The organism is Microbacterium sp. NPDC057741 (assembly GCF_042798735.1).
Lineage (GTDB): Bacteria > Actinomycetota > Actinomycetes > Actinomycetales > Microbacteriaceae > Microbacterium.
The window spans coordinates 1,422,485-1,447,611 of the sequence record NZ_JBHVJW010000001.1; the positions used below are offsets into that span (position 1 = coordinate 1,422,485).

Annotated in this window: 25 protein-coding genes and 1 riboswitch; of the genes, 17 read left to right on the top strand and 8 right to left on the bottom strand. The window is 70.8% G+C overall.

Annotated features, from left to right (window positions below; translation table 11 throughout):
- Genes hpaE through ACFVDO_RS06880 form a run of 4 tightly spaced genes read left to right on the top strand, consistent with a single transcriptional unit; the run spans window position 1 to window position 4,764 of the window.
- Entirely contained in the window at window positions 1-1,539 is a 1,539-nt protein-coding gene (gene hpaE, locus ACFVDO_RS06865; RefSeq protein WP_378859094.1) for a 5-carboxymethyl-2-hydroxymuconate semialdehyde dehydrogenase, read from the top strand.
- A gap of 32 nt (window positions 1,540-1,571) precedes the next feature.
- Window positions 1,572-2,735 (top strand): 3,4-dihydroxyphenylacetate 2,3-dioxygenase, encoded by a 1,164-nt coding sequence (hpaD, locus tag ACFVDO_RS06870; protein WP_378859093.1) that lies wholly within the window; start codon window positions 1,572-1,574, stop codon window positions 2,733-2,735.
- Window positions 2,732-3,520, top strand: a complete 789-nt coding sequence (locus tag ACFVDO_RS06875) for a 2-keto-4-pentenoate hydratase (protein ID WP_378859092.1) — start codon at window positions 2,732-2,734, stop codon at window positions 3,518-3,520. Before hpaD ends, ACFVDO_RS06875 begins: the two co-directional genes overlap by 4 nt.
- A 29-nt stretch (window positions 3,521-3,549) precedes the next feature.
- Window positions 3,550-4,764: a nucleotide disphospho-sugar-binding domain-containing protein gene (locus ACFVDO_RS06880; RefSeq protein ID WP_378859091.1), complete on the top strand. Its 1,215-nt coding sequence runs from the start codon at window positions 3,550-3,552 to the stop codon at window positions 4,762-4,764.
- Window positions 4,765-4,816: 52 nt separating this feature from the next.
- Here ACFVDO_RS06880 and ACFVDO_RS06885 read toward each other — a convergent pair whose 3' ends face one another.
- The 4 genes from ACFVDO_RS06885 to thiO form a co-directional block, all read right to left on the bottom strand.
- The gene (locus ACFVDO_RS06885) at window positions 4,817-5,962 is read right to left on the bottom strand and encodes a ThiF family adenylyltransferase (RefSeq protein WP_378859090.1); all 1,146 of its coding nucleotides are present in this window, start codon (window positions 5,960-5,962) and stop codon (window positions 4,817-4,819) included.
- Window positions 5,959-6,774 (bottom strand): thiazole synthase, encoded by an 816-nt coding sequence (locus tag ACFVDO_RS06890; protein ID WP_378859089.1) that lies wholly within the window; start codon window positions 6,772-6,774, stop codon window positions 5,959-5,961. Before ACFVDO_RS06890 ends, ACFVDO_RS06885 begins: the two co-directional genes overlap by 4 nt.
- 12 nt (window positions 6,775-6,786) lie before the next feature.
- Entirely contained in the window at window positions 6,787-7,029 is a 243-nt protein-coding gene (thiS, locus tag ACFVDO_RS06895; RefSeq protein WP_378859088.1) for a sulfur carrier protein ThiS, read from the bottom strand.
- Window positions 7,030-7,031: 2 nt separating this feature from the next.
- Window positions 7,032-8,213, bottom strand: coding sequence for a glycine oxidase ThiO (gene thiO, locus ACFVDO_RS06900; RefSeq protein WP_378859087.1), 1,182 nt, complete (start codon window positions 8,211-8,213; stop codon window positions 7,032-7,034).
- Window positions 8,207-8,308: riboswitch (TPP riboswitch) on the bottom strand. Its footprint overlaps the gene before it by 7 nt.
- 17 nt (window positions 8,309-8,325) lie before the next feature.
- Here thiO and thiE point away from each other — a divergent pair.
- From thiE to ACFVDO_RS06925, 5 genes are all read left to right on the top strand, one after another.
- Window positions 8,326-9,009, top strand: coding sequence for a thiamine phosphate synthase (thiE, locus tag ACFVDO_RS06905; RefSeq protein WP_378859111.1), 684 nt, complete (start codon window positions 8,326-8,328; stop codon window positions 9,007-9,009).
- A gap of 31 nt (window positions 9,010-9,040) precedes the next feature.
- A complete protein-coding gene (locus tag ACFVDO_RS06910; RefSeq protein ID WP_378859086.1) occupies window positions 9,041-9,844 on the top strand; it encodes an HpcH/HpaI aldolase/citrate lyase family protein in 804 nt (267 codons plus the stop codon).
- 12 nt (window positions 9,845-9,856) lie between these two features.
- On the top strand, window positions 9,857-11,128 hold the full coding sequence (locus ACFVDO_RS06915) for an MFS transporter (protein ID WP_378859085.1): 1,272 nt from the start codon (window positions 9,857-9,859) through the stop codon (window positions 11,126-11,128).
- 66 nt (window positions 11,129-11,194) lie between these two features.
- The gene (locus tag ACFVDO_RS06920) at window positions 11,195-11,914 is read left to right on the top strand and encodes a DUF6882 domain-containing protein (RefSeq protein WP_378859084.1); all 720 of its coding nucleotides are present in this window, start codon (window positions 11,195-11,197) and stop codon (window positions 11,912-11,914) included.
- Window positions 11,915-11,954: 40 nt separating this feature from the next.
- Complete coding sequence (locus ACFVDO_RS06925) at window positions 11,955-12,503, top strand: hypothetical protein (protein WP_378859083.1); 549 nt, start codon at window positions 11,955-11,957, stop codon at window positions 12,501-12,503.
- 12 nt (window positions 12,504-12,515) lie between these two features.
- Here the strand turns inward: ACFVDO_RS06925 and ACFVDO_RS06930 are convergent, their stop codons facing one another.
- Complete coding sequence (locus ACFVDO_RS06930; RefSeq protein WP_378859082.1) at window positions 12,516-13,013, bottom strand: DUF4188 domain-containing protein; 498 nt, start codon at window positions 13,011-13,013, stop codon at window positions 12,516-12,518.
- 65 nt (window positions 13,014-13,078) lie between these two features.
- Between ACFVDO_RS06930 and ACFVDO_RS06935 the strand changes: the two genes are divergently transcribed.
- Both ACFVDO_RS06935 and ACFVDO_RS06940 read left to right on the top strand, forming a co-directional pair.
- Window positions 13,079-13,654, top strand: a complete 576-nt coding sequence (locus tag ACFVDO_RS06935) for a TetR/AcrR family transcriptional regulator (protein ID WP_378859081.1) — start codon at window positions 13,079-13,081, stop codon at window positions 13,652-13,654.
- Between the two features lie 32 nt (window positions 13,655-13,686).
- Window positions 13,687-14,775 (top strand): N-formylglutamate amidohydrolase, encoded by a 1,089-nt coding sequence (locus tag ACFVDO_RS06940; protein ID WP_378859080.1) that lies wholly within the window; start codon window positions 13,687-13,689, stop codon window positions 14,773-14,775.
- 69 nt (window positions 14,776-14,844) lie between these two features.
- On the opposite strand, the gene ACFVDO_RS06945 is transcribed toward ACFVDO_RS06940, so the two are convergent.
- The 3 genes from ACFVDO_RS06945 to glyA all read right to left on the bottom strand — a co-directional run bounded on the left by ACFVDO_RS06945 (window position 14,845) and on the right by glyA (window position 17,450).
- The gene (locus tag ACFVDO_RS06945; RefSeq protein WP_378859079.1) at window positions 14,845-15,084 is read right to left on the bottom strand and encodes a hypothetical protein; all 240 of its coding nucleotides are present in this window, start codon (window positions 15,082-15,084) and stop codon (window positions 14,845-14,847) included.
- A gap of 56 nt (window positions 15,085-15,140) precedes the next feature.
- Window positions 15,141-16,028 (bottom strand): bifunctional methylenetetrahydrofolate dehydrogenase/methenyltetrahydrofolate cyclohydrolase, encoded by an 888-nt coding sequence (locus ACFVDO_RS06950; RefSeq protein WP_378859078.1) that lies wholly within the window; start codon window positions 16,026-16,028, stop codon window positions 15,141-15,143.
- A gap of 147 nt (window positions 16,029-16,175) precedes the next feature.
- The gene (gene glyA, locus ACFVDO_RS06955) at window positions 16,176-17,450 is read right to left on the bottom strand and encodes a serine hydroxymethyltransferase (RefSeq protein ID WP_378859077.1); all 1,275 of its coding nucleotides are present in this window, start codon (window positions 17,448-17,450) and stop codon (window positions 16,176-16,178) included.
- A gap of 223 nt (window positions 17,451-17,673) precedes the next feature.
- Between glyA and ACFVDO_RS06960 the strand changes: the two genes are divergently transcribed.
- From ACFVDO_RS06960 to ACFVDO_RS06985, 6 genes are all read left to right on the top strand, one after another.
- Entirely contained in the window at window positions 17,674-19,185 is a 1,512-nt protein-coding gene (locus tag ACFVDO_RS06960; protein WP_378859076.1) for a beta-N-acetylhexosaminidase, read from the top strand.
- Entirely contained in the window at window positions 19,182-20,348 is a 1,167-nt protein-coding gene (nagA, locus tag ACFVDO_RS06965) for an N-acetylglucosamine-6-phosphate deacetylase (protein ID WP_378859075.1), read from the top strand. The genes ACFVDO_RS06960 and nagA overlap by 4 nt, the downstream gene beginning before the upstream one ends.
- Window positions 20,349-20,757: 409 nt before the next feature.
- The gene (locus tag ACFVDO_RS06970) at window positions 20,758-22,803 is read left to right on the top strand and encodes a sigma-70 family RNA polymerase sigma factor (RefSeq protein WP_378886845.1); all 2,046 of its coding nucleotides are present in this window, start codon (window positions 20,758-20,760) and stop codon (window positions 22,801-22,803) included.
- A 173-nt stretch (window positions 22,804-22,976) separates the two neighbouring features.
- The gene (locus ACFVDO_RS06975; protein WP_378859073.1) at window positions 22,977-23,348 is read left to right on the top strand and encodes a DUF2568 domain-containing protein; all 372 of its coding nucleotides are present in this window, start codon (window positions 22,977-22,979) and stop codon (window positions 23,346-23,348) included.
- Window positions 23,345-24,709 carry an FAD-binding oxidoreductase gene (locus ACFVDO_RS06980; RefSeq protein WP_378859072.1) on the top strand — a complete coding sequence of 455 codons (1,365 nt, stop codon included), beginning with the start codon at window positions 23,345-23,347 and terminating at the stop codon, window positions 24,707-24,709. The genes ACFVDO_RS06975 and ACFVDO_RS06980 overlap by 4 nt, the downstream gene beginning before the upstream one ends.
- A complete protein-coding gene (locus ACFVDO_RS06985) occupies window positions 24,702-25,097 on the top strand; it encodes an NUDIX domain-containing protein (protein WP_378859071.1) in 396 nt (131 codons plus the stop codon). Before ACFVDO_RS06980 ends, ACFVDO_RS06985 begins: the two co-directional genes overlap by 8 nt.
- Window positions 25,098-25,127 lie beyond the last annotated feature (30 nt).

Consider the following 25,127-nt stretch of genomic DNA (forward strand, 5'->3'; position numbering starts at 1 on the left):
ATGACCGACGCATACGTCCCGGCCGACCTGCCGGACAAGATCCAGCACTACATCGACGGCGAGTTCGTGGACTCGATCGACGGCGACACCTTCGAGGTGCTCAACCCGGTCACCAACGAGACCTACGTGCGCGCCGCCGCCGGCAAGAAGGCCGACATCGAGCGCGCCGTCGCCGCCGCACGCCGCGCGTTCACCGAGGGCCCCTGGCCGAGGATGCTGCCGCGCGAGCGCTCCCGGGTGCTGCACCGCATCGCCGACATCGTCGAGTCCCGCGATCAGCGCCTCGCCGAGCTGGAGTCCTTCGACTCCGGTCTGCCGATCACGCAGGCGCTGGGCCAGGCCCGCCGCGCCGCCGAGAACTTCCGCTTCTTCGCCGACCTGATCGTGGCCCAGGCCGACGACGCGTTCAAGGTGCCCGGCAAGCAGATGAATTACGTGAACCGCAAGCCGATCGGCGTCGCGGGTCTCATCACGCCGTGGAACACCCCGTTCATGCTCGAGTCCTGGAAGCTCGGCCCCGCGCTCGCGACCGGCAACACCGTCGTGCTCAAGCCCGCCGAGTTCACGCCGCTGTCGGCCTCGCTGTGGGCGGGCATCTTCGAGGAGGCAGGGCTCCCCAAGGGCGTCTTCAACCTGGTCAACGGACTGGGCGAGGACGCCGGTGACGCCCTGGTCAAGCACCCCGACGTGCCGCTCATCTCGTTCACCGGCGAGAGCAGCACCGGACAGCTGATCTTCGGCAACGCCGCGCCCTTCCTGAAGGGCCTGTCGATGGAGCTCGGCGGCAAGAGCCCCGCCGTGGTCTTCGCCGACGCCGACCTCGACATCGCGATCGACGCCTGCATCTTCGGCGTCTTCTCGCTCAACGGCGAGCGCTGCACCGCGGGCTCCCGCATCCTGGTCCAGCGCGAGGTGTACGACGAGTTCGTCGAGAAGTACGCCGCGCAGGCGAAGCGCGTGAAGGTCGGCCACCCGCACGACCCGGCCACCGAGATCGGCGCGCTGGTGCACCCGGAGCACTACGACAAGGTGATGAGCTACGTCGAGCTGGGCAAGACCGAGGGCCGTCTGGTCGCCGGCGGCGGCCGCCCGGAGGGCTTCCCCACCGGCAACTACGTCGCCCCGACGGTGTTCGCCGACGTCGCTCCCGACGCCCGAATCTTCCAGGAGGAGATCTTCGGACCCGTCGTCGCGATCACCCCGTTCGACACCGAGGAGGAGGCGCTCGGCCTCGCGAACAACACGAAGTACGGCCTCGCCGCCTACATCTGGACCAACGACCTCAAGCGGGCGCACAACTTCGCGCAGTCCGTCGAGGCGGGCATGGTGTGGCTGAACTCGAACAACGTGCGCGACCTCCGCACCCCGTTCGGCGGTGTGAAGGCCTCCGGCCTCGGCCACGAGGGCGGCTACCGGTCGATCGATTTCTACACCGACCAGCAGAGCGTGCACATCACGCTGGGCGCACCGCACAACCCCACGTTCGGGAAGCAGCTGCCTCCGGCCGCTCCCGACCTGGACGACCCGGACCCCCGCTGACCTGGCACCCGAATTCGAGCAAGGACGCTGACATGACCAACCGTGAAGACATGACGCTGACCTCCTCGGGCTTCTACGTGAGCCAGGAGGCGCCGATCCAGACTGACAACCCCACTCCGACGCCGACCAGCACTCCGCCTGACGTGCTGCGCTGCGCGTACATGGAGCTGGTCGTGACCGACCTCGCCGCGTCGAGGCAGTTCTATGTCGACATCCTCGGCCTGTACGTCACCAGCGAGGACGACGAGGCGATCTACCTGCGCTCCACCGAGGAGTTCATCCACCACAACCTGGTGCTGCGCAAGGGCCCGCTCGCCGCCGTCGCCGCGTTCTCGTACCGCGTGCGGACCCCCGAGGACCTCGACCGCGCTGTCGACTTCTACACCGAGCTCGGCTGCGATGTGCGTCGCAACCCCGACGGCTTCGTCAAGGGCATCGGCGACTCGGTGCGCGTGATCGATCCGCTCGGCTTCCCGTACGAGTTCTTCCACCAGACCGAGCACCAGGAGCGCATGTCCTGGCGGTACGACCTGCACATCCCCGGCGAGCTGGTGCGCCTGGATCACTTCAACCAGGTCACCCCCGACGTGCCCCGCGCGGTGAAGTTCATGCAGGACCTGGGCTTCCGCGTTACCGAGGACATCCAGGACGAGGAGGGCACCGTCTACGCCGCCTGGATGCGCCGCAAGCCCACCGTGCACGACACCGCGATGACCGGCGGCGACGGACCCCGCATGCACCACGTCTGCTTCGCAACGCACGAGAAGCACAACATCCTCGCCATCTGCGACAAGCTCGGCGCGCTGCGCCGTTCCGACGCGATCGAGCGCGGCCCTGGCCGCCACGGCGTGAGCAACGCGTTCTACCTCTACCTGCGCGACCCCGACGGGCACCGGGTCGAGGTGTACACGCAGGACTACTACACCGGCGACCCGGACAACCCGGTGATCACCTGGGACGTGCACGACAACCAGCGTCGTGACTGGTGGGGCAATCCGGTCGTGCCGTCCTGGTACACCGACGCGTCGCTCGTGCTCGACCTGGACGGCAACCCACAGACGGTGCACTCGCGCACCGACAGCAGCGAGATGGCCGTCACGATCGGCGCCGACGGGTTCAGCTACACCCGCTCCGCGGACGACGAGGCGATGCCCGAGTGGAAGCAGGGTGAGTACAAGCTGGGGCACCAGCTGTGACCCTCCCCGCCGAGACCATCGCCGCGATCGCGGAGGAGCTCGCCGAAGCCGAGCGCACGCGCGTGCTGATCCCGCGGATCACCGCGCGGTATCCGGATGCCACGATCGAGGACTCCTACGCGATCCAGGGCGTCTGGCGCGACCGCCGGCTCGCAGCGGGCCGGCGCCTCGTCGGACGCAAGATCGGACTGACCTCGAAGGCCATGCAGCAGGCGACCGGCATCACCGAGCCGGACTACGGCGTGATGTTCGACGACACCGTGTACGCCTCAGGCTCCGACATCCGGTTCGACGACTTCTCGAACGTGCGCATCGAGGTCGAGCTGGCCTTCGTGCTGAAGACGCCGTTGGAGGGTCCGGACTGCACGCTCGAAGACGCGCTGGCGGCGATCGACTATGCCGTGCCGGCACTCGAGGTGCTGAACTCGCACATCGAGCTCGAGGGGCGCACGATCGTCGACACCATCAGCGACAACGCCGCCTACGGCGCGATGGTGCTCGGCGACGTGCACCTGCGGCCCGACGAGATCGACCTGCGCTGGGTGCCCGGTGTGCTCAGCCGCAACGGCGAGATCGAGGAGACAGGTGTCGCGGCCGGCGTGCTCGGACACCCCGCCACCGGCGTGGCATGGCTCGCGAACAAGTTCCACCAGCACGGCGCGCGGCTCGAGGCCGGCGAGATCATCCTGGCGGGATCCTTCACCCGCCCGATGTGGGTCTCGAAGGGCGACGAGGTGCTCTGCGACTACCGGGAGATGGGCACGATCGCCTGCCGCTTCGTGTGACCTGAGTGCCGGGGGCGTAGCGTCGAACCATGTCCGTGCTCTTCGTCGCCACGATGCCGGCCTCCGGCCATGTCAATCCGCTGCTGCCGGTGCTCTCCCGGCTCACCGCAGCGGGCACCGATGTGGTGGCGGCGGGCACCGAGGAGTTCGCCGAGCGGATACGCGCGACGGGAGCGGAGTTCGTGCCCTATCCCGCCGGCGTCCTGGAGTCTTCTGACATCGCCGAGGCGACCCAGAGCGGCAGCAGCGTCGCCGTGATCGTGAAGGTGCTGAAGGCCACGGAGACCTTCGCGCCCTTCGTCGCCGAGCAGGCGAAGAACGCGTCGGCCGCGGCGATCCTGCACGACTCGAACGCGCTCTGGGGCCGCATCGGCGCGCGTCTGGCCCAGCTGCCGACCGTGTCGTTCATGACGACGATCCTCATCGGCCCCGGTGCGATCAAGGCGCTCTCGCTGCGTGAGTCGATGGCCGAGACCTGGCCGACCATGCGGTCTCTGCCCGCCGCGGTGAGCGGCCGGCGCGAGGTCGTGCGGATGTTCGGCAAGGACCTGGTGCCGCCGACGCCGATGCTGCCGCTGCGCGGCGACCTCACGATCTTCCCCGTGCCACGCGACCTGCAGGGTCCGGACGACCGACTGGACGAGACGTGCGTCTTCGTCGGCCCGACGGCGGATGCCGGCAGCCCGGCCGACCTGGACGAGCAGCTGCGCACCTTCATCGACGGGCCGGCCCCGGTCGCCCTCGTCTCGCTCGGCACGCTGCACGCCGCCGGCGAGGAGTTCTTCGAGACGTGTGCGGCGGCCCTCGGCGATCTGCCGCTGCGGGTCGTGCTGGCCACAGGGCGGGGTGATCTCGCGACCGCGCTGCCCGCCAACATCCTGGCTCTTCCCCGGGTTCCTCAGACCGACCTGCTGGCTCGCACCGACGTCTTCGTCACGCACGGAGGCATGAACAGCGCGCTGGAGGGCATCGCCGCCGGCGTACCGCTCGTCGTCGTGCCGCAGCAGGTGGAGCAGTTCCTGATCGGGCAGGCGTTCGCCGATCAGCACGCCGCCCTCATACTGCGCGAGAACCTGTCCGGCCGCCCGGTTCCGGCCGACGAGCTGCGGGTCGCCGTGCGCACCGCCCTCGACGTGCCGCGCTTCCGCGACGCCGCCGCGGCGCTCGGCGAGCGGATGCGCGAAGAGGGCGGCGCCGATCGGGCCGCCGAGCTCATCGGCGCGTTCCTCCGCCAACGGAGCTGACCCCCGCGTCCGGCGGCGATGCCCGGCCCGGGCTGTCCGCCATCCGTCGGTCTCAGCGAGTCCGACTCGCTGCCTCCCAGGCGTTCATCCCACCGGCGAGGTTCCGCAGCGCGGCATCCTCCGGCGCCGACCCGGCGAGCGCGTCGATCGCACGGGCCGACCGCAGCCCGGCCTGGCACACCAGCACGATGTCCCCGCCGACCGCGTCGAGCACCCCTGCCACCGCCGGCCAGCCGCGGTCCAGGATGTCGGCCAGCGGCAGGTGCGCGGAGCCGGGGATCGCGGATGCGCCGCGCTCCTCGTGCGTGCGCACGTCGATGACCGTCAGACCTGGTCCGCCCAGCCGTGCGACCACCTCGTCCGCCGAGATGTCATCGGAGCGCCCTGTCGGCGCGCCGCACAGGACGGCGACCTCCGCGAGACTCAGGACCGGCGGTCGTCCGGGGTCGGCGGAGAAGCGCAGCTCATCCCACCGGGCGCCGAGGGCGTCGTACCGCGCGAGCCGGCCGATGAGCGGCTCACCGATGCCGCAGATGAGCTTGAGCGCCTCGACGGCCATCGCCGAACCGACGACGCCGCAGAGGGCCCCGAACACTCCGCCGACCGCACAGGACTCGATCGCGTCGGCCTCGGGGACATCGGGGAACAGGTCGCGCAGCATCGGCCCGTGCCCGGGCAGGAACACGCTGAGCTGCCCGCTGAAGCGATGGATGCCTCCCCACACCACGGGCGTCCCGGTCAGCTCGGCCGCGTCGTTCACGAGGTAACGGGTGGCGAAGTTGTCGCTGCCGTCGAGCACCAGGTCGTGTGCGGAGAACAGCTCGAGGGCGTTGCCGGGGTCGAGGCGGCCGACCGTCCCCGTCACCTCGATGCAGGGGTCGAGCAGCGCGGCCGCATCCTGTGCCGACACCGCTTTCGCGCGGCCGAGGTCGGCCTCTCCGTGCAGCACCTGGCGCTGCAGGTTGCTGCGCTCGACCCGGTCGTCGTCGATCACCGTGATCCGGCCGACCCCCGCGGCGACGAGGTACTGGATGATCGGGGCGCCCAGCCCGCCCGCGCCGATCACGAGCACACGGGAGGCGGCGATGCGCCGCTGGCCCTCCCCGCCGACGCCGGGCAGAGTCACATGGCGGGCGAAGCGCGCCGCCCTGACCTGCGACAGCGGCGGCCCGGGTTCCACGAGGGCGGGCAGACTCACAGATCCGCCTCGGAGGGGCGAGCGGCGATCAGGCCGTCCACGGCCGAGGACGCGAGAGCGAGCGGGCGCCGGGGGATTCGCCCCGCCCCGCGTGCGAGTCGACCGGCCTCGACCGCGCCGCGCATCGCCCGTGCCATCGCCGCCGGGTCGTGCGCCCGGGTGACCGCGCTTGCCAGCAGCACGGCATCCACACCGAGCTCCATCGCGAGCGCGGCATCCGACGCCGTGCCGACGCCCGCGTCGAGCACGATCGGCACCGATGCGCGCTGCACGATCGTCTCGATGTTGTGCGGGTTGAGGATGCCGAGGCCGCTGCCGATCGGTGACCCGGCGGGCATCACGGCACTCGCACCGGCATCCTCCAATCGGCGCGCCAGCGCAGGGTCGTCGTTCGTGTAGGCGAACACCCGAAAGCCGTCTGCGACGAGCTGCTCGGTGGCGCGGAACAGCTCGATCGGATCGGGCAGCAGGGTCTCCTCGTCGGCGATCACCTCGAGCTTCACCCAGTCGGTCTCCAGCGCCTCCCTGGCCAGCTGAGCGGTGAGCACCGCGTCGCGCGCCGTGTAGCAGCCGGCAGTGTTCGGCAGGGCGCGGATGCCGAGGCGCTCCAGCAGCGCGAACACCGAGTCCCGGCCCTGCGGCGAGAACCGGCGGATCGCGACGGTGGTCAATTCGGTGCCGGAGGCGACCAGAGCGTCCTCGAGCAGGGCGAGACTGGTCGCACCCCCGGTGCCCATGATCAGGCGGGACGAGAACGACTCCCCCGCGACGAGGAACGGGTCGGCGAGGTCCTGCGTACTGACGATGCTCATGGGTGCTCCTTCTCAGCCGCCCTGGACAGCGGTGACGATCTCGATCTCGTCGCCTTCGGCGACGCGGCGGGCTGACCAACGGCTGCGCGGCACGACGGCGCCGCCGACCGCGACGGCCACGCCGAGGCGCCCGCCGTCGACGCGCGAGCCGTCGGACTGCAGGTCGTGCCCGGTGAGCCGCGCGACGAGATCCAGCAGGGTGTCGTCGGGGACTGCGGCTGTCGCGTCCCCGTTCACTCGGATGGCAATGGTCATGATCAGCCTTTCCTGACGCCGGCGAGTTCGGCGACCGCGGGTGGGGTGAGGTGCTCGGATGCGGCCACGGGCCTGTTCCCGGCATCCGGGAAACGCAGCGGGTCGAGGATCGCAGCCGTCGCCCCGTCGAGGGGAACGCCCTCGGCGAGATCGGCGCCGAGGCGCGCCGCCCACGGCGCGAGCAGCACACCGTGCCGGTCATAGCCGGCGGAGATCACCAGCCCGGGTTCAGGGCGGCCGAGCAGCGGAAGCGCGTCGGGCGTGCCGGGGCGCGGGCGTGCGAGCATCTCGACGATCTCGCACTCCGAGATGCCGGGCAGCACCGCCTCGGCGTCGCGCAGCAGGGCGAGAACCTCGCCTGCCTGCACACCCGCGACTCCCCCTTCCCGCACGGACGCGCCGAGCACGACCGTGCCGTCGTCGCGCGGAACCAGGTACACGGCGCGCCCTCGCACCAGCGCGCGCACCGTGCGGGTGAGCAGCGGGCGCAGCGCAGCGGGCACGCGCAGGCGCAGGATGTCGCCCCATACCGGCCGCAGGGGCAGTGCGGGCAGCCCGTCGATGTCGGTCACGCCGAGTCCGGCGGCCGCGATCACGACGTCGGCCTCGACGTTCTCCCCCGCCTCGAGGCGGATGCCGATGACACGGCCGTCTCGACGGACGACACCCCCGACCCGCTCGGCGCGCACCCGCTCGCCGAGGATGTCTCGCAGCGCGCCGGTGACTCGGCGGGGATCGATCCGGTGGTCGCCGTCGGCGAGGACCGCCGAGGACACCGCAGGTCCGAGCGCCGGTTCGAGCTCGCGCGCCGCGCTGCCAGTGAGACACTGCACCGGCATCCCGTGCGAGCTCTGCAGCTCGGCGAGCTCGAAGAGAGCGGCGCGATCAGCGGCATCGACGCCTGCGGCGAGTGTGCCGGTGGCTCCGTACCCCACATCGTGCCCGCTCGCCGCTTCCAGAGAGGCGACGAATCCCGGGTACAGTGTGGCGGACTCTCTCGCGAGCGGCAGCAGATCGTCCTGCCCCCAGGCGGTCTCGGCCGTGGCCGCGAGCATCCCGGCAGCCGCACGGCTGGCGCCGTTCCCGGGCTCGGGGTCGAACAGGGTGACATCGTGGCCGCGGCCGACCAGTTCGGCGGCGGTCGCCGAGCCGATGATCCCCGCGCCGATCACAGCGATGCGCATCTGCGTGCCCTTTCCTACGACGGCATGACCCGTATCAGGTTCAGCGGTCGGCACGTGGCCCTCTCAGCCTTCAGCAGGCTCCCGCGGACGCCTCTACCCTATAGGGGTGACCATCGCCGATCCGCACCCCGTCGTAACAGTGCCGTCCCTGTCCCGGTCCGAGCGGCTCGCGCGTCTCGAGGCGGCCCGGCTCTACGTGTGCACCACCGCGCGCACCGACACCGGCGATCTGGAGGACTTCCTCGAGGCGGCCTATTCCGGCGGCGCGGACATTATCCAGCTGCGCGACAAGCAGCTCGAGGCGCGGGCGGAGGTCGCTGCGCTCCAGGTCCTCGCAGATGTCGCCCGCCGGCACGGGAAGCTGTTCGCGTGCAACGACCGCGCCGACATCGCCGCGCTCGTGGGTGCCGACGTCTTCCACGTCGGACAGGGCGACCTCAGCACTGCACAGGCGCGGGCGCTGCTCGGCGCCGATGTTGTGATCGGCCGATCGACGCATTCGGTCGAGCAGGCCGCCGCTGCCGACGCCGACCCCGGCCTGGACTACTTCTGCGTCGGCCCGGTGTGGGAGACGCCCACGAAACCCGGCCGGGCGGCGATCGGCCTCGAGCCGCTGCGCGCGGCGGCCGGCTCCGCGAAGCCGTGGTTCGCGATCGGCGGCATCGGCGCGGGCCCTCGGCTCGACGACGTGCGCACCGCGGGCGCGACCCGCGTCGTCGTCGTGCGCGCCGTGACCGAGGCCTCCGACCCGGCGGCGGCGGCCGCCGACCTGCGCGCCGCGATCACACGATCCTGACCCACCCATCGAAGACGACAGAGGAGCATCCATGGCACTGCAGCTCGCACCCACCTTCCGCGCGCGACTGACCGAGAGCGACCGCGCCCTCGTCGGCATGTGGGCCTGCACGGGTTCACCTCTGGTGACCGAGATCGCCGCGGGGTCGGGGCTGGACTGGCTGCTGATCGACATGGAGCACTCCGCCAACACTCTGGACTCCGTGCTGGTGCAGCTGCAGGTCGCCGCCGGCTACCCGATCACACCCGTCGTGCGCGTGCCGTTCAATGACACGGTGATGATCAAGCAGGTCCTCGACCTCGGTGCGCAGAACCTGATCGTGCCGATGGTGTCCTCCGCCGAGGAGGCGCGGGCCGCGGTGCGCGCCGTGCGGTACCCGCCCGCCGGCGTGCGCGGCGTGGGCAGCGCGCTGGCGCGAAGCGCGCGCTGGAACCGCGTCGACGGCTATCTGCAGGACGCCGATTCGCACACCACCCTGGTCGTGCAGATCGAGACCGCCGCCGGTGTGGATGCCGCCGAGGAGATCGCCGCCGTCGACGGCGTCGACGCCGTGTTCGTCGGTCCCAGCGACCTGGCCGCGTCGATGGGGCACCTCGGTGAGCAGACGCACCCGGACGTCCTCGCCGCAGTCGCCCGCGCGTTCGCCGCGGTGAAGGGCGCCGGCAAGCCGGTCGGCGTGAACGCCTTCGACCCCGTCGCCGCCGAGGAGTACATCGCGCACGGCACCGACTTCATCGCGGTCGGCGCGGACGTCGCACTGCTCGCCCGGGCTTCCGAGGCGCTGGCGGCGCGCTTCATCCCGGCATCCGATTCTGCGCAGCGCGCGTCGTACTGACGCGCGTCGCACGTGCCAGAATCGACGGATGCCGCACCTGAGACCCGCCCGATGAGCCGTGGCCTCGCGGCGCTCGGCGACCGCAACTTCCGCTGGTTCTTCCTCGCGCGGGCGATCACGCTGATCACCGGGTCGATGTCGTCGATCGCGCTGGCGTTCGCGGTGCTCGGCATCGACAATCATCCGGAGAGCCTGTCCTACGTGCTCGCCGCGTTCACGATCGCGAACATCGTGTTCGTGCTGTTCGGCGGCGTGGTCGCCGACCGGCTGCCTCGCGCACTGGTGATCCAGGTCTGCTACGTGCTCGACATCCTCTCGATCGGCACGGTCGCGGTGCTCCTGTTCACCGGCGCCGCGAGCATTCCCGCGATGATCGGCCTGGCTGCGGTCAACGGCGCCTCGACCGCGTTCGTGCTGCCCGCGATGCAGGGGCTCATCCCGCAGCTGACCACGCCGGCACACCTGCAGCAGGCCAACGCGATGCTGTCGTTCGTGCGGTCCGCCGTCACGATCGGCGGCCCGGTGATCGCCGGACTGCTCGTCGCGACGGTCGGGCCCGCGTGGGCGATGGTCGTGCAGGTGATCGGGTGGCTCGCCGCCATCCCGATCCTCGCGATGGTGAAGCTGCCGCCGCCGTCCGGCACCGGTGAGTTCTCGCTGTTCGCCGATCTGCGCACCGGATGGACCGAGTTCTGGAGCCGCTCCTGGCTGTGGACCATCGTGCTCGCCTTCATGATCATGAACGCGATCCACGTGGGCGCGTGGGGCGTGGTCGGACCGTACATCGCGAAGAACGACGACAGGCTCGGCATCTCCGGCTGGGGCTGGGTGGTCAGCGCCGAAGGGCTCGGCGTGCTCCTGATGACACTGATCCTGATGCGCTTCCCGCTGCGCCGGCCACTGCGGCTCGGCATGATCGGCATGGCGGTCTTCGCCGTCCCCCTCACGGTGCTCGGCGTGCATCCTGTCGTGGTGCTGCTCGCGATCGCTGCGTTCCTCGCCGGCGCAGGCAGCGAGATCTTCAGCACGGGCTGGAGCGTCGCCATGATGGAGAACATCCCCGGCGACAAGATCTCCCGCGTGTCCAGCTACGACATGCTCGGCAGCTTCGTGGTCATGCCGGTCGGAACGCTGGTGTACGGCTGGCTGATCACCTGCGCCGACCCGGCGACGGTGCTCGTCACCTCCGGCATCCTGTACGCGGTGATCGCGCTGTCGGCGCTCGCGGTGCCGAGCGTCTGGCGGATGGGGCGCGCCGAGGGCGCGATCGCGCCGCACTCATAGCGGTTCCCGGGCGCGTTCAAAGGCGCGCAGGGTGCGATTCATAGCGTCCGGGAGCACACTGAGTGCATGACCTTCGATGCCCTGCGCCCGCTCGCCGCCCGGGCGGCACTCTTCTCCGCACTCCGCCAGGACCAGTTCGTGATGGCCGTCGACGCCCTCGGCGAGCACCGGTGGGACGCAGACCTGAACGCAGGGACGATCACCTTCATCTCGGTCGCCGACCCGGCGCACCGCATCACCGCGACCGCGCACCTGATCGCCTCGGTCGCACCCGAGGCCCGCTCGGTGCTGTGGGGCTGGGCGCACCCGATGGGCGCCCCAGACGGCATCGCCGTGAAGCTGCGCGACTACGGATCCCAGTACGGGCTGCCCGCGCTCGCCGAGGGCGAGACGCCGTTTCCCGCCGGCATCGCCGACATCGACGCCTGGGTGATCGACGCCGCGCACGTCGTGGGCGGCGTCGCGGGCGAGCTCACCGGTCGCGCCCCCTACTTCGCCGCGGATGCCGGAGCCGGCACCCGCGCGGTCTTCGTGCTCGACGGAGTGCTGGGCCCGCTCACCGTCGCCGACGCTGTGGTCGCACTCCCCCGGATCCTCGCGTCGACCGAGCTGCCCGACCCGCGCACCTCGGTGTGGGATCTCGCACGGCTCGCCGCATGGAACCTGCAGTGGACCGATGACGCGTTCACCGGTGCGACCGTGACGGACGCCACGGGCTCGGCGACCTTCCGCTTCGATGCGCAGGCGCGGATCGCGGGCATCGAGAGCGCCCTCGCCGCCGCCTGACCACTCCCTCAGCGAGGGGCCGGTGTGCGAAGCTGGGCGCATGCGCAACGCCATCGTCCGCTTCGCGGCGCTCTACGTGTTCAACGTCGCCGTGCTGCTCGTGCTCGGCCTGGTGCTGCCCTCGGTGCGGGTGGGCTGGAACGCCCTCTGGGCGGCCGTCATCCTCACGGTCGCGGCGCTCGCGCTGAAGCCGTGGCTGCTGAAGCGCTTCCGCTCCTCTGCGGCGAAGTCCGCCGGCGAGCGATCCGGCTTCGGCGAGAAGCTCGTGCAGTACGCGATCGTGTTCCTCGTCGAACTGATCGTCTGGGTGGCCACCGTGCTGCTCAGCGGCGTCTCCGTGCGGGGCTTCTTCTGGGGCTGGGTGCTCCCGCCGATCGTGCTGCTGATCGGCTGGGTCATCTACGACCGCTTCGATGACCGGATCCGGGCGAAGGCCGCCGAGGTCTACGACGCGACTTCGGCGAAGATCACCGGCAAGTCCGCCCCCGCGACGCCGACGGCGCCGGACTCGCCCGCGACGAAGGCCGGCCGGGAGGAGCTCGACGACGGCCTCACCCCCGAGCAGCGACGGATGCTCGAAGACCTCTGAGTCCGGCGGCGGTCACGCCGCCTTCACTCCGGACCCGCGCCCCAGTCGCTGACGTGCGGTCTTCATGCCGGGCCCGACCGGCACGTGCGTCGTCGCCGCTGCGAGGCCGAACGCGGGCATGTCGACGTAGACGGCTTCGAGGTCGGCGACGGGAACCTGATAGGTCTCGTGCCAGACGCCCACACTCCCCGTGCCCTGCAGAGTGCGCATGAAGTCGCGCCAGGGCTGCAGGTGCGGCGCATCGCGGTCGGCGGCGAATCGCTGCAGGTGCTCCGGGCTCTCCCAGTACGACAGCAGCAGCGTGGTCCGCCCGAACCAGCTGTGCGCACCGAGCATGCCGGCGTCGGGATGCGTGGCGAGATGACGCAGCATGGGCGCCATCCTGCTCGCGGTCCACCCGACCCTCCCCACCTGCCACCAGCGGTTGGCGCGCATGCCGATCAGGAACACAGTGATGTCCGTGCGATCGGGTGCTGCGGTGAATCGTCCGGGGTGCACGTGCTGAGCCATGGTGTCTCCTCTTCCCAGAATTATGTAACGCTGTTATGCAACAACGTTACGATAGGATGACGTCCATGGCAAGACCCATCGCACACACCGCGGAGCTCCGCGACCGCCTCCTCGACGTCACCGCCGACATGGTCGATGAGAAGGGCCCCGAGCGCATCAGCCTGCGCGAGATCGCACAGGCTGCCGACACGTCGACCTCAGCGGTCTACGCCCTGTTCGGCGGCAAGTCGCAGCTGCTCGTCGCTGTGATCGATCACGGCTTCACATCTTTCGGCACCGCACAGGCGCAGACCGAGTCCACCGGACTCCGCGCCCTCGGCCGGGCCTATCGGGCCTGGGCGAAGGCGAATCCCGCGCTGTACCGGCTGATGTTCGGCGGAGCGATCACCGCCGCAACGGACTGCGCCACGGACACGGACGCCGCCGCCGGTGCGATGGCTCCCCTCGTGCGCGTCCTCGCCCTCCGGGTGCCCGAGGCGCAACTGATGCCTGCCGCGATGACCGTGTGGGCGCAGGTGCACGGCGCGGTCAGCCTCGAACTCGCCGCAGTCGCGCCCGAGGTGGATGATTGGGAGGCCGTCTACGACGCCGTCCTCGACGCCGTCGAGCGCGCTTTCCCACCTACGGTGCCCTCCGTCTGACAGTCCGCTTCCGCCGACCTTAGAGTGACGCCATGAGCAGTCTGGATCTCATCCCCGCCGGCAGGACCTTCACCCAGGACGACATCGTCGTCTACGCCGATCGCGAGAACCGCACGCTCGACGAGGCGATCCGGGGCGCCGACCTGCTGATCAGCGCACCGCACGCGGGGGCGGCGATCCCCGAGGAGATCGCCGAGTTCCTCTCCCCCGCGCTCACCAGGCGACTGCAGTACGACTTCACGGATGTCGCGACCGACGCGATCGTGCGGAGCTGGGCGTCGCAGGACCCGCGGGTGGTGGCCGTGCTCAACCCGCATCCGCGTCTGGTGCGCGACCCGAACCGCGCGAAACCCGCCGACGTCGCCGCCGACCTGTCCGCGGCGATCGCCCGCACGGCCGAGGCCGGCGCCCGGCAGCGCGTCGACCTCACCGGAGTCGATGCCATCCGCCCTGTGACGTTCTCGTTCTTCCCGATCCTCGAGGTGCCTCGCGCCGAGGCTGACCTGCACAGCCTCGTCAACACCTTCGTCGAGGTCGCCGAGCGCGGCCTGGGCGTCTACGAGCGCATCCGCGACGACCTCACAGAGCGGTTCCTCGCGCGCGGCCTCGACGGCGGCGGCCGCTTCACACGGCTCTCCTTCCACGACACCATGAACACCACGACCACTCGGGACGGCGCGGTGAACGTCGCGCGCACCGAGAAGGATCGACTGCCGCATGTGGTGGCGCTCTCCAACCGCGGCGACGGCCGCGGCGAGGAGCGCACCGCCGACGACCCGCCCACGATGGACCCCGCCCGGCTGCGCCGACTGGCCGAGGCGCACCGCGAGGGCTTCAGGGTCGAGGACCCGGCGGATGTCGCCCTGAACAAGCCCTACCTCGGCAGCCAGGAGATCCGCGCCGCCGGAGCCCGCTTCCGCGAGGTGGGCGAGCAGGCCCGAGCGGCGGGGCTCGAGCTCGACGCCGTGCAGGCGGAGTTCCTGCGTGAGTACCTGCTCGGCGAGGCGGCCGTCGACGAGCTGCACCGGCCGGGCAGCGACTGGATCGCCGAGGACCCGGCGCACGTCGACGCCGTCGCGGCATCCTGCCGGCTCGCGTGGGATCTCTACCGCGACGCGTGACCCGCGGCGGTCACCCGCTCGAGAGCAGTCCGACCAGCGAACCGGCCGTGATCGGCTTCACCGCGAGGATCAGCGACGGCAGGAAGACGAGTGGTCGACGAGCTCGGTGCCGATCTCGGTCGTGCCCGAGGTGTCGAATTTCGCCGCCGCGACCTGCGAGCCGTTCTTCGGCAGCACGTGGATGCCGGCGAAGCCACCGGCCCACGCATCCGACTGCACCCCGAGCGGGATGCCGGCGGCCAGGACGGCTCCCCCGACGCGAACGGCGCGATTCGGGTCAGCCCAGCGGTGTGGACCCCTCCCGCACACGCATCGACGCCCCGGCGCGGTGCGTGCCGAGGCGTCGAATGCGGTACGAAGTGCGCTCAGCCCTCGGCAGCCGCCCGCTCCGCGGCCTCGACCACGTTGGTCATGAGCAGTGCGACGGTCATCGGGCCGACGCCTCCCGGGTTCGGCGAGATGAAGCCCGCGACGCCTGCGACATCAGGATGCACGTCGCCGTAGACCTTGGACTTGCCGGTCTCGGCGTCCGTCTCGCGCGTGACGCCCACGTCGAGAACGGCGGCGCCGGGCTTCACGTCGGATGCCCGGATCAGGTGCTTCACGCCCGCGCCGGCGACGATCACGTCGGCCATGCGCAGGTACGGCGACATGTCGGGGGTGCCGGTGTGCACCTGCGTGACAGTCGCGTTGATGACGCGACGCGTCAGCAGCAGCCCCATCGGGCGGCCGATGGTCACACCGCGGCCGACGACCACCACATGCTTGCCGTTCAGGTCGTAGTCGTTGCGCAGCAGCAGCTCGATCACGCCGCGCGGCGTGCACGGCAGCGGAGTGTGGATCGGCCCGTTGACGTTCAGCACCAGGCGCCCGAGGTTGGTCGGGTGCAGGCCGTCGGCGTCCTTGGCCGGGTCGATCCGCTCCAGGACGGCATCGGTGTCGAGGTGCTTCGGCAGCGGCAGCTGCACGATGTAGCCGTGGCACGCCGGATCGGCGTTGAGCTCGTCGATCAGAGCCTCGACCTGCTCCTGCGTGGCATCCGCCGGCAGCTCGCGCTGGATCGAGTTCATGCCGATCGCCTCGGACTGGCGGTGCTTCATCCCGACGTACAGCTGGGATGCCGGGTCGGCGCCCACGAGCACGGTCGCGATGCCGGGCACGACGCCGCGCTCGCGCAGAGCCGCGACGCGCTCGGCCAGCTCGCTCTTGATCGCCGCCGAAGCGGCCTTACCGCCGAGGATCTTCGCGGTCATGTCTGAAACCTTTCGTGAGGGGCGCCAAGCGCGAGACCCCGAGTTCCGCGTGAGACCCATGCGGTGAACGTGGGTCTCACGCGGAAACGGAGGTCTCGCGCGGATCTCGCGGAGGGGTGAGGGTCTCGCGCGGATCTCGCAGGCGGATTACTGCTGCAGGTCGGGGTACAGCGGGAAGGCCGCCGCGAGCGCGTCGATGCGTGCCCGAAGGGCGTCCACATCGGCGCCGGGCTGCAGCGCCAGGGCGATCACGTCGGCCACCTCGGTGAACTCGTCGTCGCCGAAGCCGCGGGTCGCGAGCGCAGGCGTGCCGATGCGCAGGCCCGAGGTCACCATCGGCGGGCGCGGGTCGTTCGGCACCGCATTGCGATTCACGGTGATGTGGATGTCGTGCAGCAGATCCTCGGCCTGCTTGCCGTCGATCTCGGCGTCGCGCAGGTCGACCAGCACCAGGTGCACGTCGGTGCCGCCCGAGCGCACGGCGATGCCGGCATCCTTCACGTCCTGCTGCGAGAGCCGGTCCGCGATGATCGCGGCGCCGCGCAGCACGCGCTCCTGACGCTCCTTGAAATCCGGGGTGCCGGCGATCTTGAACGCAGTCGCCTTGGCGGCGATCACGTGCATGAGCGGGCCGCCCTGCTGGCCCGGGAACACGGCCGAGTTGATCTTCTTGGCGATGTCGGCATCGTTGGTGAGGATGAAGCCCGAGCGCGGGCCGCCGATGGTCTTGTGCACCGTCGACGAGACGACGTGAGCGTGCGGCACCGGGTTCGGGTGCAGGCCCGCGGCGACAAGGCCGGCGAAGTGCGCCATGTCCACCCAGAGCAGCGCGCCCACCTCGTCGGCGATCGCGCGGAACGCGGCGAAGTCGAGGGTGCGCGGGTAGGCCGACCAGCCGGCGATGATGACCTTCGGCTTGTGCTCGATGGCCAGGCGGCGCACCTCGTCCATGTCGATGGTCGAGGTCTCGGGGTTCACGCCGTAGGCGACGATGTCGTAGAGACGGCCGGAGAAGTTGATCTTCATGCCGTGGGTGAGGTGACCGCCCTGGTCGAGCGAGAGGCCGAGCAGGGTGTCGCCGGGGCGGGCGATCGCGTGCAGCACGGCGGCGTTCGCGGTGGCTCCGGAGTGCGGCTGGACGTTGGCGAACTCGGCGCCGAACAGCTCCTTGGCACGGGCGATCGCCAGCTCCTCGGCGACGTCGACCTCTTCGCAGCCGCCGTAGTAGCGACGACCGGGGTAGCCCTCGGCGTACTTGTTGGTCAGCACCGAGCCCTGCGACTGCAGCACGGAGACCGGCACGAAGTTCTCGGACGCGATCATCTCGAGGTAGGTCTGCTGGCGCTTCAGCTCACGGTCGAGGACCTGGGCGATCTCGGGGTCGACCTCCGAGAGAGGCGCGTTGAAGAAGCGGTCGGTCATGGCGTATTCCTGCTTTCTCACGGGAAAAGGGGATGGTTTCGCATCGGCCCAGGCGCGCGGTCGATTCCCATGAGAAGTCGCTCCCCGGTGGTGACCCACCCAGACGCCAGTCGCGACGAGGAAGAGCCTACCGGATGGGCGCCGTCGCGGATGCCGGGAATTCCATGGATTGCCTGCCCCTGGGGGCTCCCCCTACGACGCGCCGTCAGGATAGGTTTTGTTCATGGCCCTTCCTGATTCCCCGCCGCTCGTCCCGTACCCCTCAGACGTTCGCAGAGAGGAGGGCGTGATCCCCCTGGCATCCGCGCGGATCGCCGGCGACTCCGTCGTCGCCGAGCAGCTGCGCGACGGCATCGCCACACGCACCGGCATCCGCTCGCAGGTCACAGGCGTCGGAACGGATGCCGAGATCGTGCTGACCCTGGACCCCGCTGCGGGCGGGGCCGAGGCATACGTGCTCGATGCGCTGGGCAGCAGCATCCGCATCACCGGCGCCGACGCGGCCGGCCTCTTCTACGGCACCCGCACGCTGCTGCAGCTGCTGCACGAGTCGGATGCCGGGTGGGTCGTGCCCCGGGTGCGCATCGAGGACGCCCCCCGGTTCACCTACCGCGGCGTGATGCTCGACGTCGCACGTCACTTCTTCGGCGTGGAGGATGTGAAGGCCTACATCGACCGCGCAGTGGACCTCAAGTTCAACCACCTGCATCTGCACCTGACCGACGACCAGGGGTGGCGTCTCGAGATCGACTCCTGGCCGCTGCTCACCGAACGCGCGTCCGGCAGCGACACCACCGGCGGTGAGGGAGGCTTCTTCACGAAGGACCAGTACCGCGAGATCCTCGCCTACGCCGCGGACCGCCATGTCACGGTGGTGCCCGAGATCGACCTGCCCGGCCACACGCACGCGGTGGGCATCGCCTATCCCGATCTGGTCGAGGAGCCCTGGCTGAGCGAGCAGTCCATCGCCGAGCAGGCGGCGCTCGGCATCCCGCTGCCGGTGCACGGCGAGTTCTACCGCGGTGCTGCGGTGGGGCACTCCTCGGTGCGCATCCATGAGGAGCGCACCTACGGCTTCATCGCCGACGTGCTGCGCGAGGTGGCTGAGATCACCCCCGGCCCGTACCTGCACATCGGCGGCGACGAGTGCCTCGGCACCCCCGCGGCCGACTTCGCACTGTTCTTCGAGCGGGTCACCCGGATCGCGGCCGACACCGGCAAGACCCCGGTCGCCTGGCACGAGGCCGGCGCGGTCGCCGGGATCGCCGAGGGCACGATCGGGCAGTACTGGGGCAGCGTCGAGCCGAAGGGATCGCACGCAGAGGAGGCCACCCATTTCGTGGAGCGCGGCGGCGCATTGATCATGTCGCCTTCGGACCGCACCTACCTCGACATGAAGCCCACGCCGGACTTCCCGCTTGGACTGGTCTGGGCGGGCATCGTGCCGGTGCGGACCGCGTACGAGTGGGAGCCCACCGCGGTCGTACCCGGCCTGGCCGATGACGCGATCCTCGGCGTCGAGGCTCCGCTGTGGACCGAGACCGTCACCACGATCGCCGCCGCCGACACCTTGGTGTTCCCGCGCATCGCTGCGCACGCCGAGACCGCATGGTCACCGCGAGAGGGCGCGGAGCGCACCTGGGAGTCGTTCCGGACCAGGGTCGCGGGCCTCGCCCCTGCGTGGGAGGCTTCGGGTATCGAGTTCACCCGTTCGGAGGAGATCGCATGGGCATGACGGAGAGCTCCGCACAGGGTTCGCTTCTGATCCATTCCGCGCGACTGGTGAACGACGGCCTCATCGCCGACGACGCCTGGGTGCTGATCGAGGACGGTCTGGTCGCCGAGCTCGGCATCGGCTCGGACCGGCCGAACGCCGACACGATCGTCGACGCGACCGTGGTGGCCGGCGCCGGCGCGATCCTCACGCCCGGGTTCATCGACATCCACGGCCACGGCGGCGCCGGCGCGACGTTCGACGACGGCATCGCCGCCATCCGCACCGCCCGCGACATGCACCGCACGCACGGCACCACCCGTGCCGTCGTCTCGCTGGTGACCGGGTCGCTGGATTCGCTCGCGGCGCGGGTGGGCGAGATCGCCGACCTGCGCGAGACGGACGCCGACATCCTCGGCAGCCATCTGGAGGGACCGTTCCTGGATCCCGGCCACAAGGGCGCGCACGACCCGGAGCTGCTGCGCGAGCCGACCGCCGGTGACGTGCAGCGCCTGCTCGACGCCGGCCGCGGCACCGTTCGGCAGATGACGATCGCACCCGAGCTCCCCGGCGGGCTCGACGCGGTGCGCGTCGTGGTCGCGAGCGGCGCGGCCGCCGCGATCGGGCACACGGACGCCGACGATGACACCATGCGGGCGGCCATCGACGCCGGTGCGTCGATCCTCACCCACGCCTTCAACGCGATGCGTCCGATCCACCACCGCGAACCGGGGCCGGTGCTGACCGCAGCCGCCGACCACCGCGTGACGATCGAGGCGATCGTCGACAACATCCACCTGCATCCGAGTGTGACGAAGCTGATCTTCGACGAGGCGCCGGGCCGGGTGGCCCTGATCACCGATTCGATGGCGGCGGCGGGCTCCGTCGACGGCGAGTACTCGCTCGGCGGGCTGCACGTCACCGTGCAGGGCGGCGTCGCGCGCGTGGACTCCGGCTCGATCGCCGGGTCGACGCTGACGCAGGATGCCGCGCTGCGCAACGCCGTCGCCGCCGGCGCGACGCTCTCCGAGGCCGTGCGCGCGCTCACCGAGACCCCGGCAGCCGCCATCGGCTTCGATGAGGAGCTCGGCGCGCTGCGTCCGGGGATGCTCGGCGACGCCGTGCTCCTGGATGCGGACCTGCAGGTCGTGCGGGTGTGGACCGGAGCGCGCACCGCGCGCTGACCCCGGAGACGGAACAGGCCGTCGCACCCCAGATGCGACGGCCTCAGTCCCAGTTCGGGCCAGGTCCCCAAATTGAGAGCCGGTGGGGCTCGGGAGCTCCTCCCCCGAGGACCCCGAGCCCACCGACCGGCGCGTTACCCCTGCACCGGCTGTCGTCCGCACCGCCCCCCGGTGGCACGTGCGACATGCTCTATGGATGAGACGACGGTCCACGCGTTTCATTACGCGGGTTCTGCAGAAACTTTCCCGGGAGATCGGTCAGCAGTCGCCGGGAGTTGTCCCCAGGGCTTTCCGAATCGTGGACTAAGGGTCAGAATGGATGAGGCGCGTGACGATTCCGAAGTTCATGCGTCTCTTCCTGTGAGACCGCTCCCGCGGACCGGGAAGCCCGACAGCTTTGGAAAGATCTGTGCACGACGACACCACTGACGATTTGACGGCAGACGCCGATCTCGTCCTCCGCACCCGCTCGGGTGACGCCGAGGCGTTCGGCGAACTCTGGCGTCGGCACTACCCCTCCGGCATGGCGGTCGCCCGGTCGATCACGTCGACGATCGACGCCGACGACCTCGTACAGGAGTCCTACGCCCGCATCTACCAGGCGATCCTCAAGGGCGGCGGGCCGAACGGCTCGTTCCGCGCCTACCTCTTCACGAGCATTCGGAACACCGCCGCGGCCTGGGGGCGCGCCCGTCGCGAGACGGCGATCGACGAGCTCGACACCGTCGTAGACCCGTCCAGCACCGACCAGGCCGCCGAGGAGGCGCTCGATCGGGGCCTCACCGCGCAGGCGTTCCGCAGCCTCCCCTCCCGCTGGCAGGAGGTGCTCTGGTACTCCGAGATCGAGCAGATGAAGCCGGGCGAGATCGCGCCGCTCCTCGGCATGAAGGCCGGTGCCGTCTCGCAGCTCGCCTTCCGCGCCCGTGAAGGTCTGCGCGAGGCATGGATCCAGGCGCATCTGCGCAGCGCCGAGCCAGGCTCGGACTGCCAGTGGACGATCGAGCACCTCGGTGCCTACTCCCGGGGCAACCTCGGCGTGCGCGACCGCAAGCGCCTCGAAGCGCACCTGGACGACTGCGCGCGCTGCATGATCGTCGCCGCTGAGGCGAAGGACGTCTCGGGCCGCCTCGCCCTCGTACTGCTCCCGCTCGTGCTCGGCATCGCCGGCGCCGGCGGCTATCTCGCCTCTCTGCAGGGCGGCGGCACTCCGATCGTGGCCCTCGCGGCGATGCCCTCCGGTGTCGTCGAGGGTGCCGTGGTCGCCGGCAGCGCGGTCGGCGCGGGCACCGGCCTCGCCGGGTCCGGACAGGCCGGCACGGCAGGCGGCTCCTCGGCATCAGGCGGATCCCTCACCGGCATCGGTGCGCTCGTCGGAGCCGGCTCCGCCGCACTGCTCGTCGCCGGTGTCGTCGCCGCGGTCGCGGTGGTGCCCGGCATGCTGAACGGCTCCCCCGCCACTTCACAACCGTCGGCAGGCGACGACGACCCGTCGTCGATCTCGTCCGAGGTCGCCCCCGACACTTCGGTGCTGGGCAAGCAGCCCATCGTGATCGAGGTCGAGGACCAGGCACAACCGGAAGCTCCGAAGCCGACGGAGCCGCCCGCGGCGGATGCCGACACGCCCACCGCACCGGCTCCCGAGTCGTCCTCGGCCCCCGCACCGGCTCCCCCCGTCACGCCCTCCAAGCCCGCTCAGCCCGTCGACCCGACGGATCCGGGAAAGAACCCGGGAACCGACCCGGGGACGGACCCGGGCACAGATCCCGGAACCGACCCGGGCACAGACCCCGGAACAGATCCGGGCACAGATCCCGGAACCGACCCGGGCACAGACCCCGGAACAGATCCCGGCACACCGGCTCCGGTCGCGATCACCTGGGACGAGTACAGCGTCTGGTTCGAGAACGGCAAGACGCACTACAGCGTCCCCGTCCACGGCACCCCGAACGCCACCCTTCAAGCCTGGATGGACGGCAAGAGCGCTCGAGGTGACGAGATCACCCTGGACTCGAACGGGAACGGCGTCGTGGATCTCCGCCCGTCCCTGTGGCAGGTGGCCAAGGGCGTGAGCCTCGGATTCCGCTATGTGACGGACGGCGTACTCGGGGAGTGGACCACCACACATCTTCCCGGGCTGCTCCTGGATGACGCTGCTGCGACGCGCTCGAGCGCTCCTGCCTCGCAGGAGTCCCCCCGCGACTCAGCAGGCGCGCCCGATCCCGCTCCGGCGGCGGCGCCTGCCGCAGAGCCTTCCCGCGCGCAGCCGGCGCCTGCGGAACAGCGGCAGAACACCGAGCAGAGCCAGGGTGTCCCGGCGCAGAAGTCCGCACCCATCGCCGATCCGGTGCCCGGCCCCGCCGAACCGGCAGCTGAGTCAGCTCCTGTCGAGGACGTCTCCGAAGCCGCCGTCCCCGTCGGAACGGCGACCACGGAAGCAGCCGCAGACGCGCGCTGACGCGGACCAGGACGCGCGGGACCCGTACGTCCCATCGCTCGAGGTCGTCAGGCACGGCGAAAGGCGCCTCCGCGCCGCGCAGCAGGACAACGCGCCGGACGTCCCTGACGCGTGCCGACCGGACGCGTCAGCCGTCATCGGGTGAGGAGTGAGGCACCGCATAGACTTGAGGCATGCCCCAGGACTCCGCCGCCGTTCCGGGCGTGAACCGCCCGAACTTCACCCCGCTCGACGTGGTCCGCGCCATCGTGCTCATCGTCGCCCTGTTCTCCCTCGGACTGTGGGGCTTCGTGTCCTGGCCGGTGCCGATCAACATCGTCTTCGGCATCGCCCTGCCCGTCGTCGTGCTGCTGGTGTGGGCTCTGTTCCTCTCGCCGAAGCCGGTGCTGCGGCTGCATCCGTTCCTGCGGGCCGTCGTCGAACTGCTGATCTACGTCGGCGTGACTCTCGCCTGGTGGGCGATGGGCCAGGGCTGGGCGGGCATCGCCTTCGCCGTCGTCGCTGTCGGCGCAGGACTGATCGCCGGGCGCCGCTCCCTGTCATGACGCCTCTGGAGCTGCTCCTCGAGGTGCTGGGCGGGCTGGTCGACACCGACCCCGCCGCACTCGAGGCCGCTCGCTCCGACCGCTCGGGCCACGCCGCTGAAGGCGCTCCGCTCGCCATCGTGCACGCCGAGACGGTCGAGCACGTGCAGCAGACACTGCGCATCGCCAGTGCCACGGGAACGCCCGTCGTCGTGCGTGGCGCAGGCACCGGCCTCGCCGGTGCGGCGAACGCAGGCACCGGCGAGATCGTGCTCTCCACGGCGCGGATGACACGCATCCTCGACGTGCGCCCCGATGACCTGCTCGCGGTCGTGGAGCCCGGCATCCTGAACGCCGACCTGAACGCCGAACTCGACCGTTACGGTCTGTGGTGGGCGCCCGACCCGGCCAGCCGCGAGATCTCCACGGTCGGCGGCAACATCGCCACCGGCGCCGGCGGCCTTCTGTGCGCGAAGTACGGCGTCGTGCGGGACGCCGTACTCGGCATCGATCTCGTGCTCGCCGACGGGCGGCTGCTGAAGCTCGGTCACCGCTCCGTGAAGGGGGTGACGGGCCTCGATCTCACCTCGCTGGTGATCGGCTCGGAGGGCACCCTCGGCGTGATCGTCGGCGCGACCCTGCGGCTGCGCAGGCGGGTCGAGGGCGAGGCCTGCACGCTCGCCGCGACCTTCCCCGACGTGCGCGCGGCCGCCTCGGCCTCGGCGGCCGTGACCGCGGCCGGCGTGCAGCCGGCGATCATGGAGCTGATGGATGCCGCGAGCCTCGAGGCCGTGCACGCCCTGCTCGCTCTCCCCGCGCCGGTCCTCGGCGCTGCACAGCTGACGATCCGCACCGACGGCCCGGCCGCCCGCTCCGAGGCGGAACGGATCGCCGAAGTGCTCCGCGGAGCCGGAGGAGACGTGCGCTGGAGCGCCGATGCCGAAGAGGGCGAGCGGCTGCTCTCGATCCGCCGCTCGATGCATGCCGCGATGGCGAGCCTCGGCACCACGCTCATCGAGGACGTCTCGGTGCCGCGCAGCGCGATGCCCGAGATGTTCGACGAGATCGCCCGCATCGAGCGGGCCTTCGGCATCCGCATCCCCACCGTGGCGCACGCCGGCGACGGCAACCTGCACCCGAACTTCATCGTCGACGGCGATGAGGTGCCGCCGCGCATCTGGGACGCGGCGGGTGAACTGTTCCGCGCCGCGCTGCGCCTGGGCGGCACGCTGACCGGCGAGCACGGCATCGGCACCCTGAAGGCGCGCTGGCTGGCCGAGGAGCTCGGCGACGACCAGTGGGAGCTGCAGAGGCAGATCGTGCGCGTCTTCGACCCGCAGGGCATTCTCAACCCAGGAAAGGTGTTCGCTCCCCATGACTGACATCCACGTGAGCGCGGCCGTCATCACCGACAGCGAGGGGCGCGCCCTGCTGGTGCGCAAGATCGGCACCGAGCGCTTCATGCAGCCCGGAGGCAAGCCCGAGGCCGGCGAGACCGCCGCCGAGACGCTGGTGCGGGAGCTGCGCGAGGAACTCGGCCTCGTCGTGTTCCAGGACCAGCTGCGTCCGCTCGGCACATTCGTGTCGGACGCGGCGAATGAGCCCGGTCACCGCGTCGTCGCGACCGCCTTCGCAATGAGCGCCGAGCCCGAGGATGTCGTCGCGCAGGCCGAGCTCGCCGAGCTGCGCTGGATCACCGAGGCCGAACAGGATTCGCTGCTGCTGGCGCCGCTCAGCGAGGAGCACCTGCTCCCCATCGCCTGGGGCTGATCCCCCGCGCCGGACCGGCACTGGCCGCCT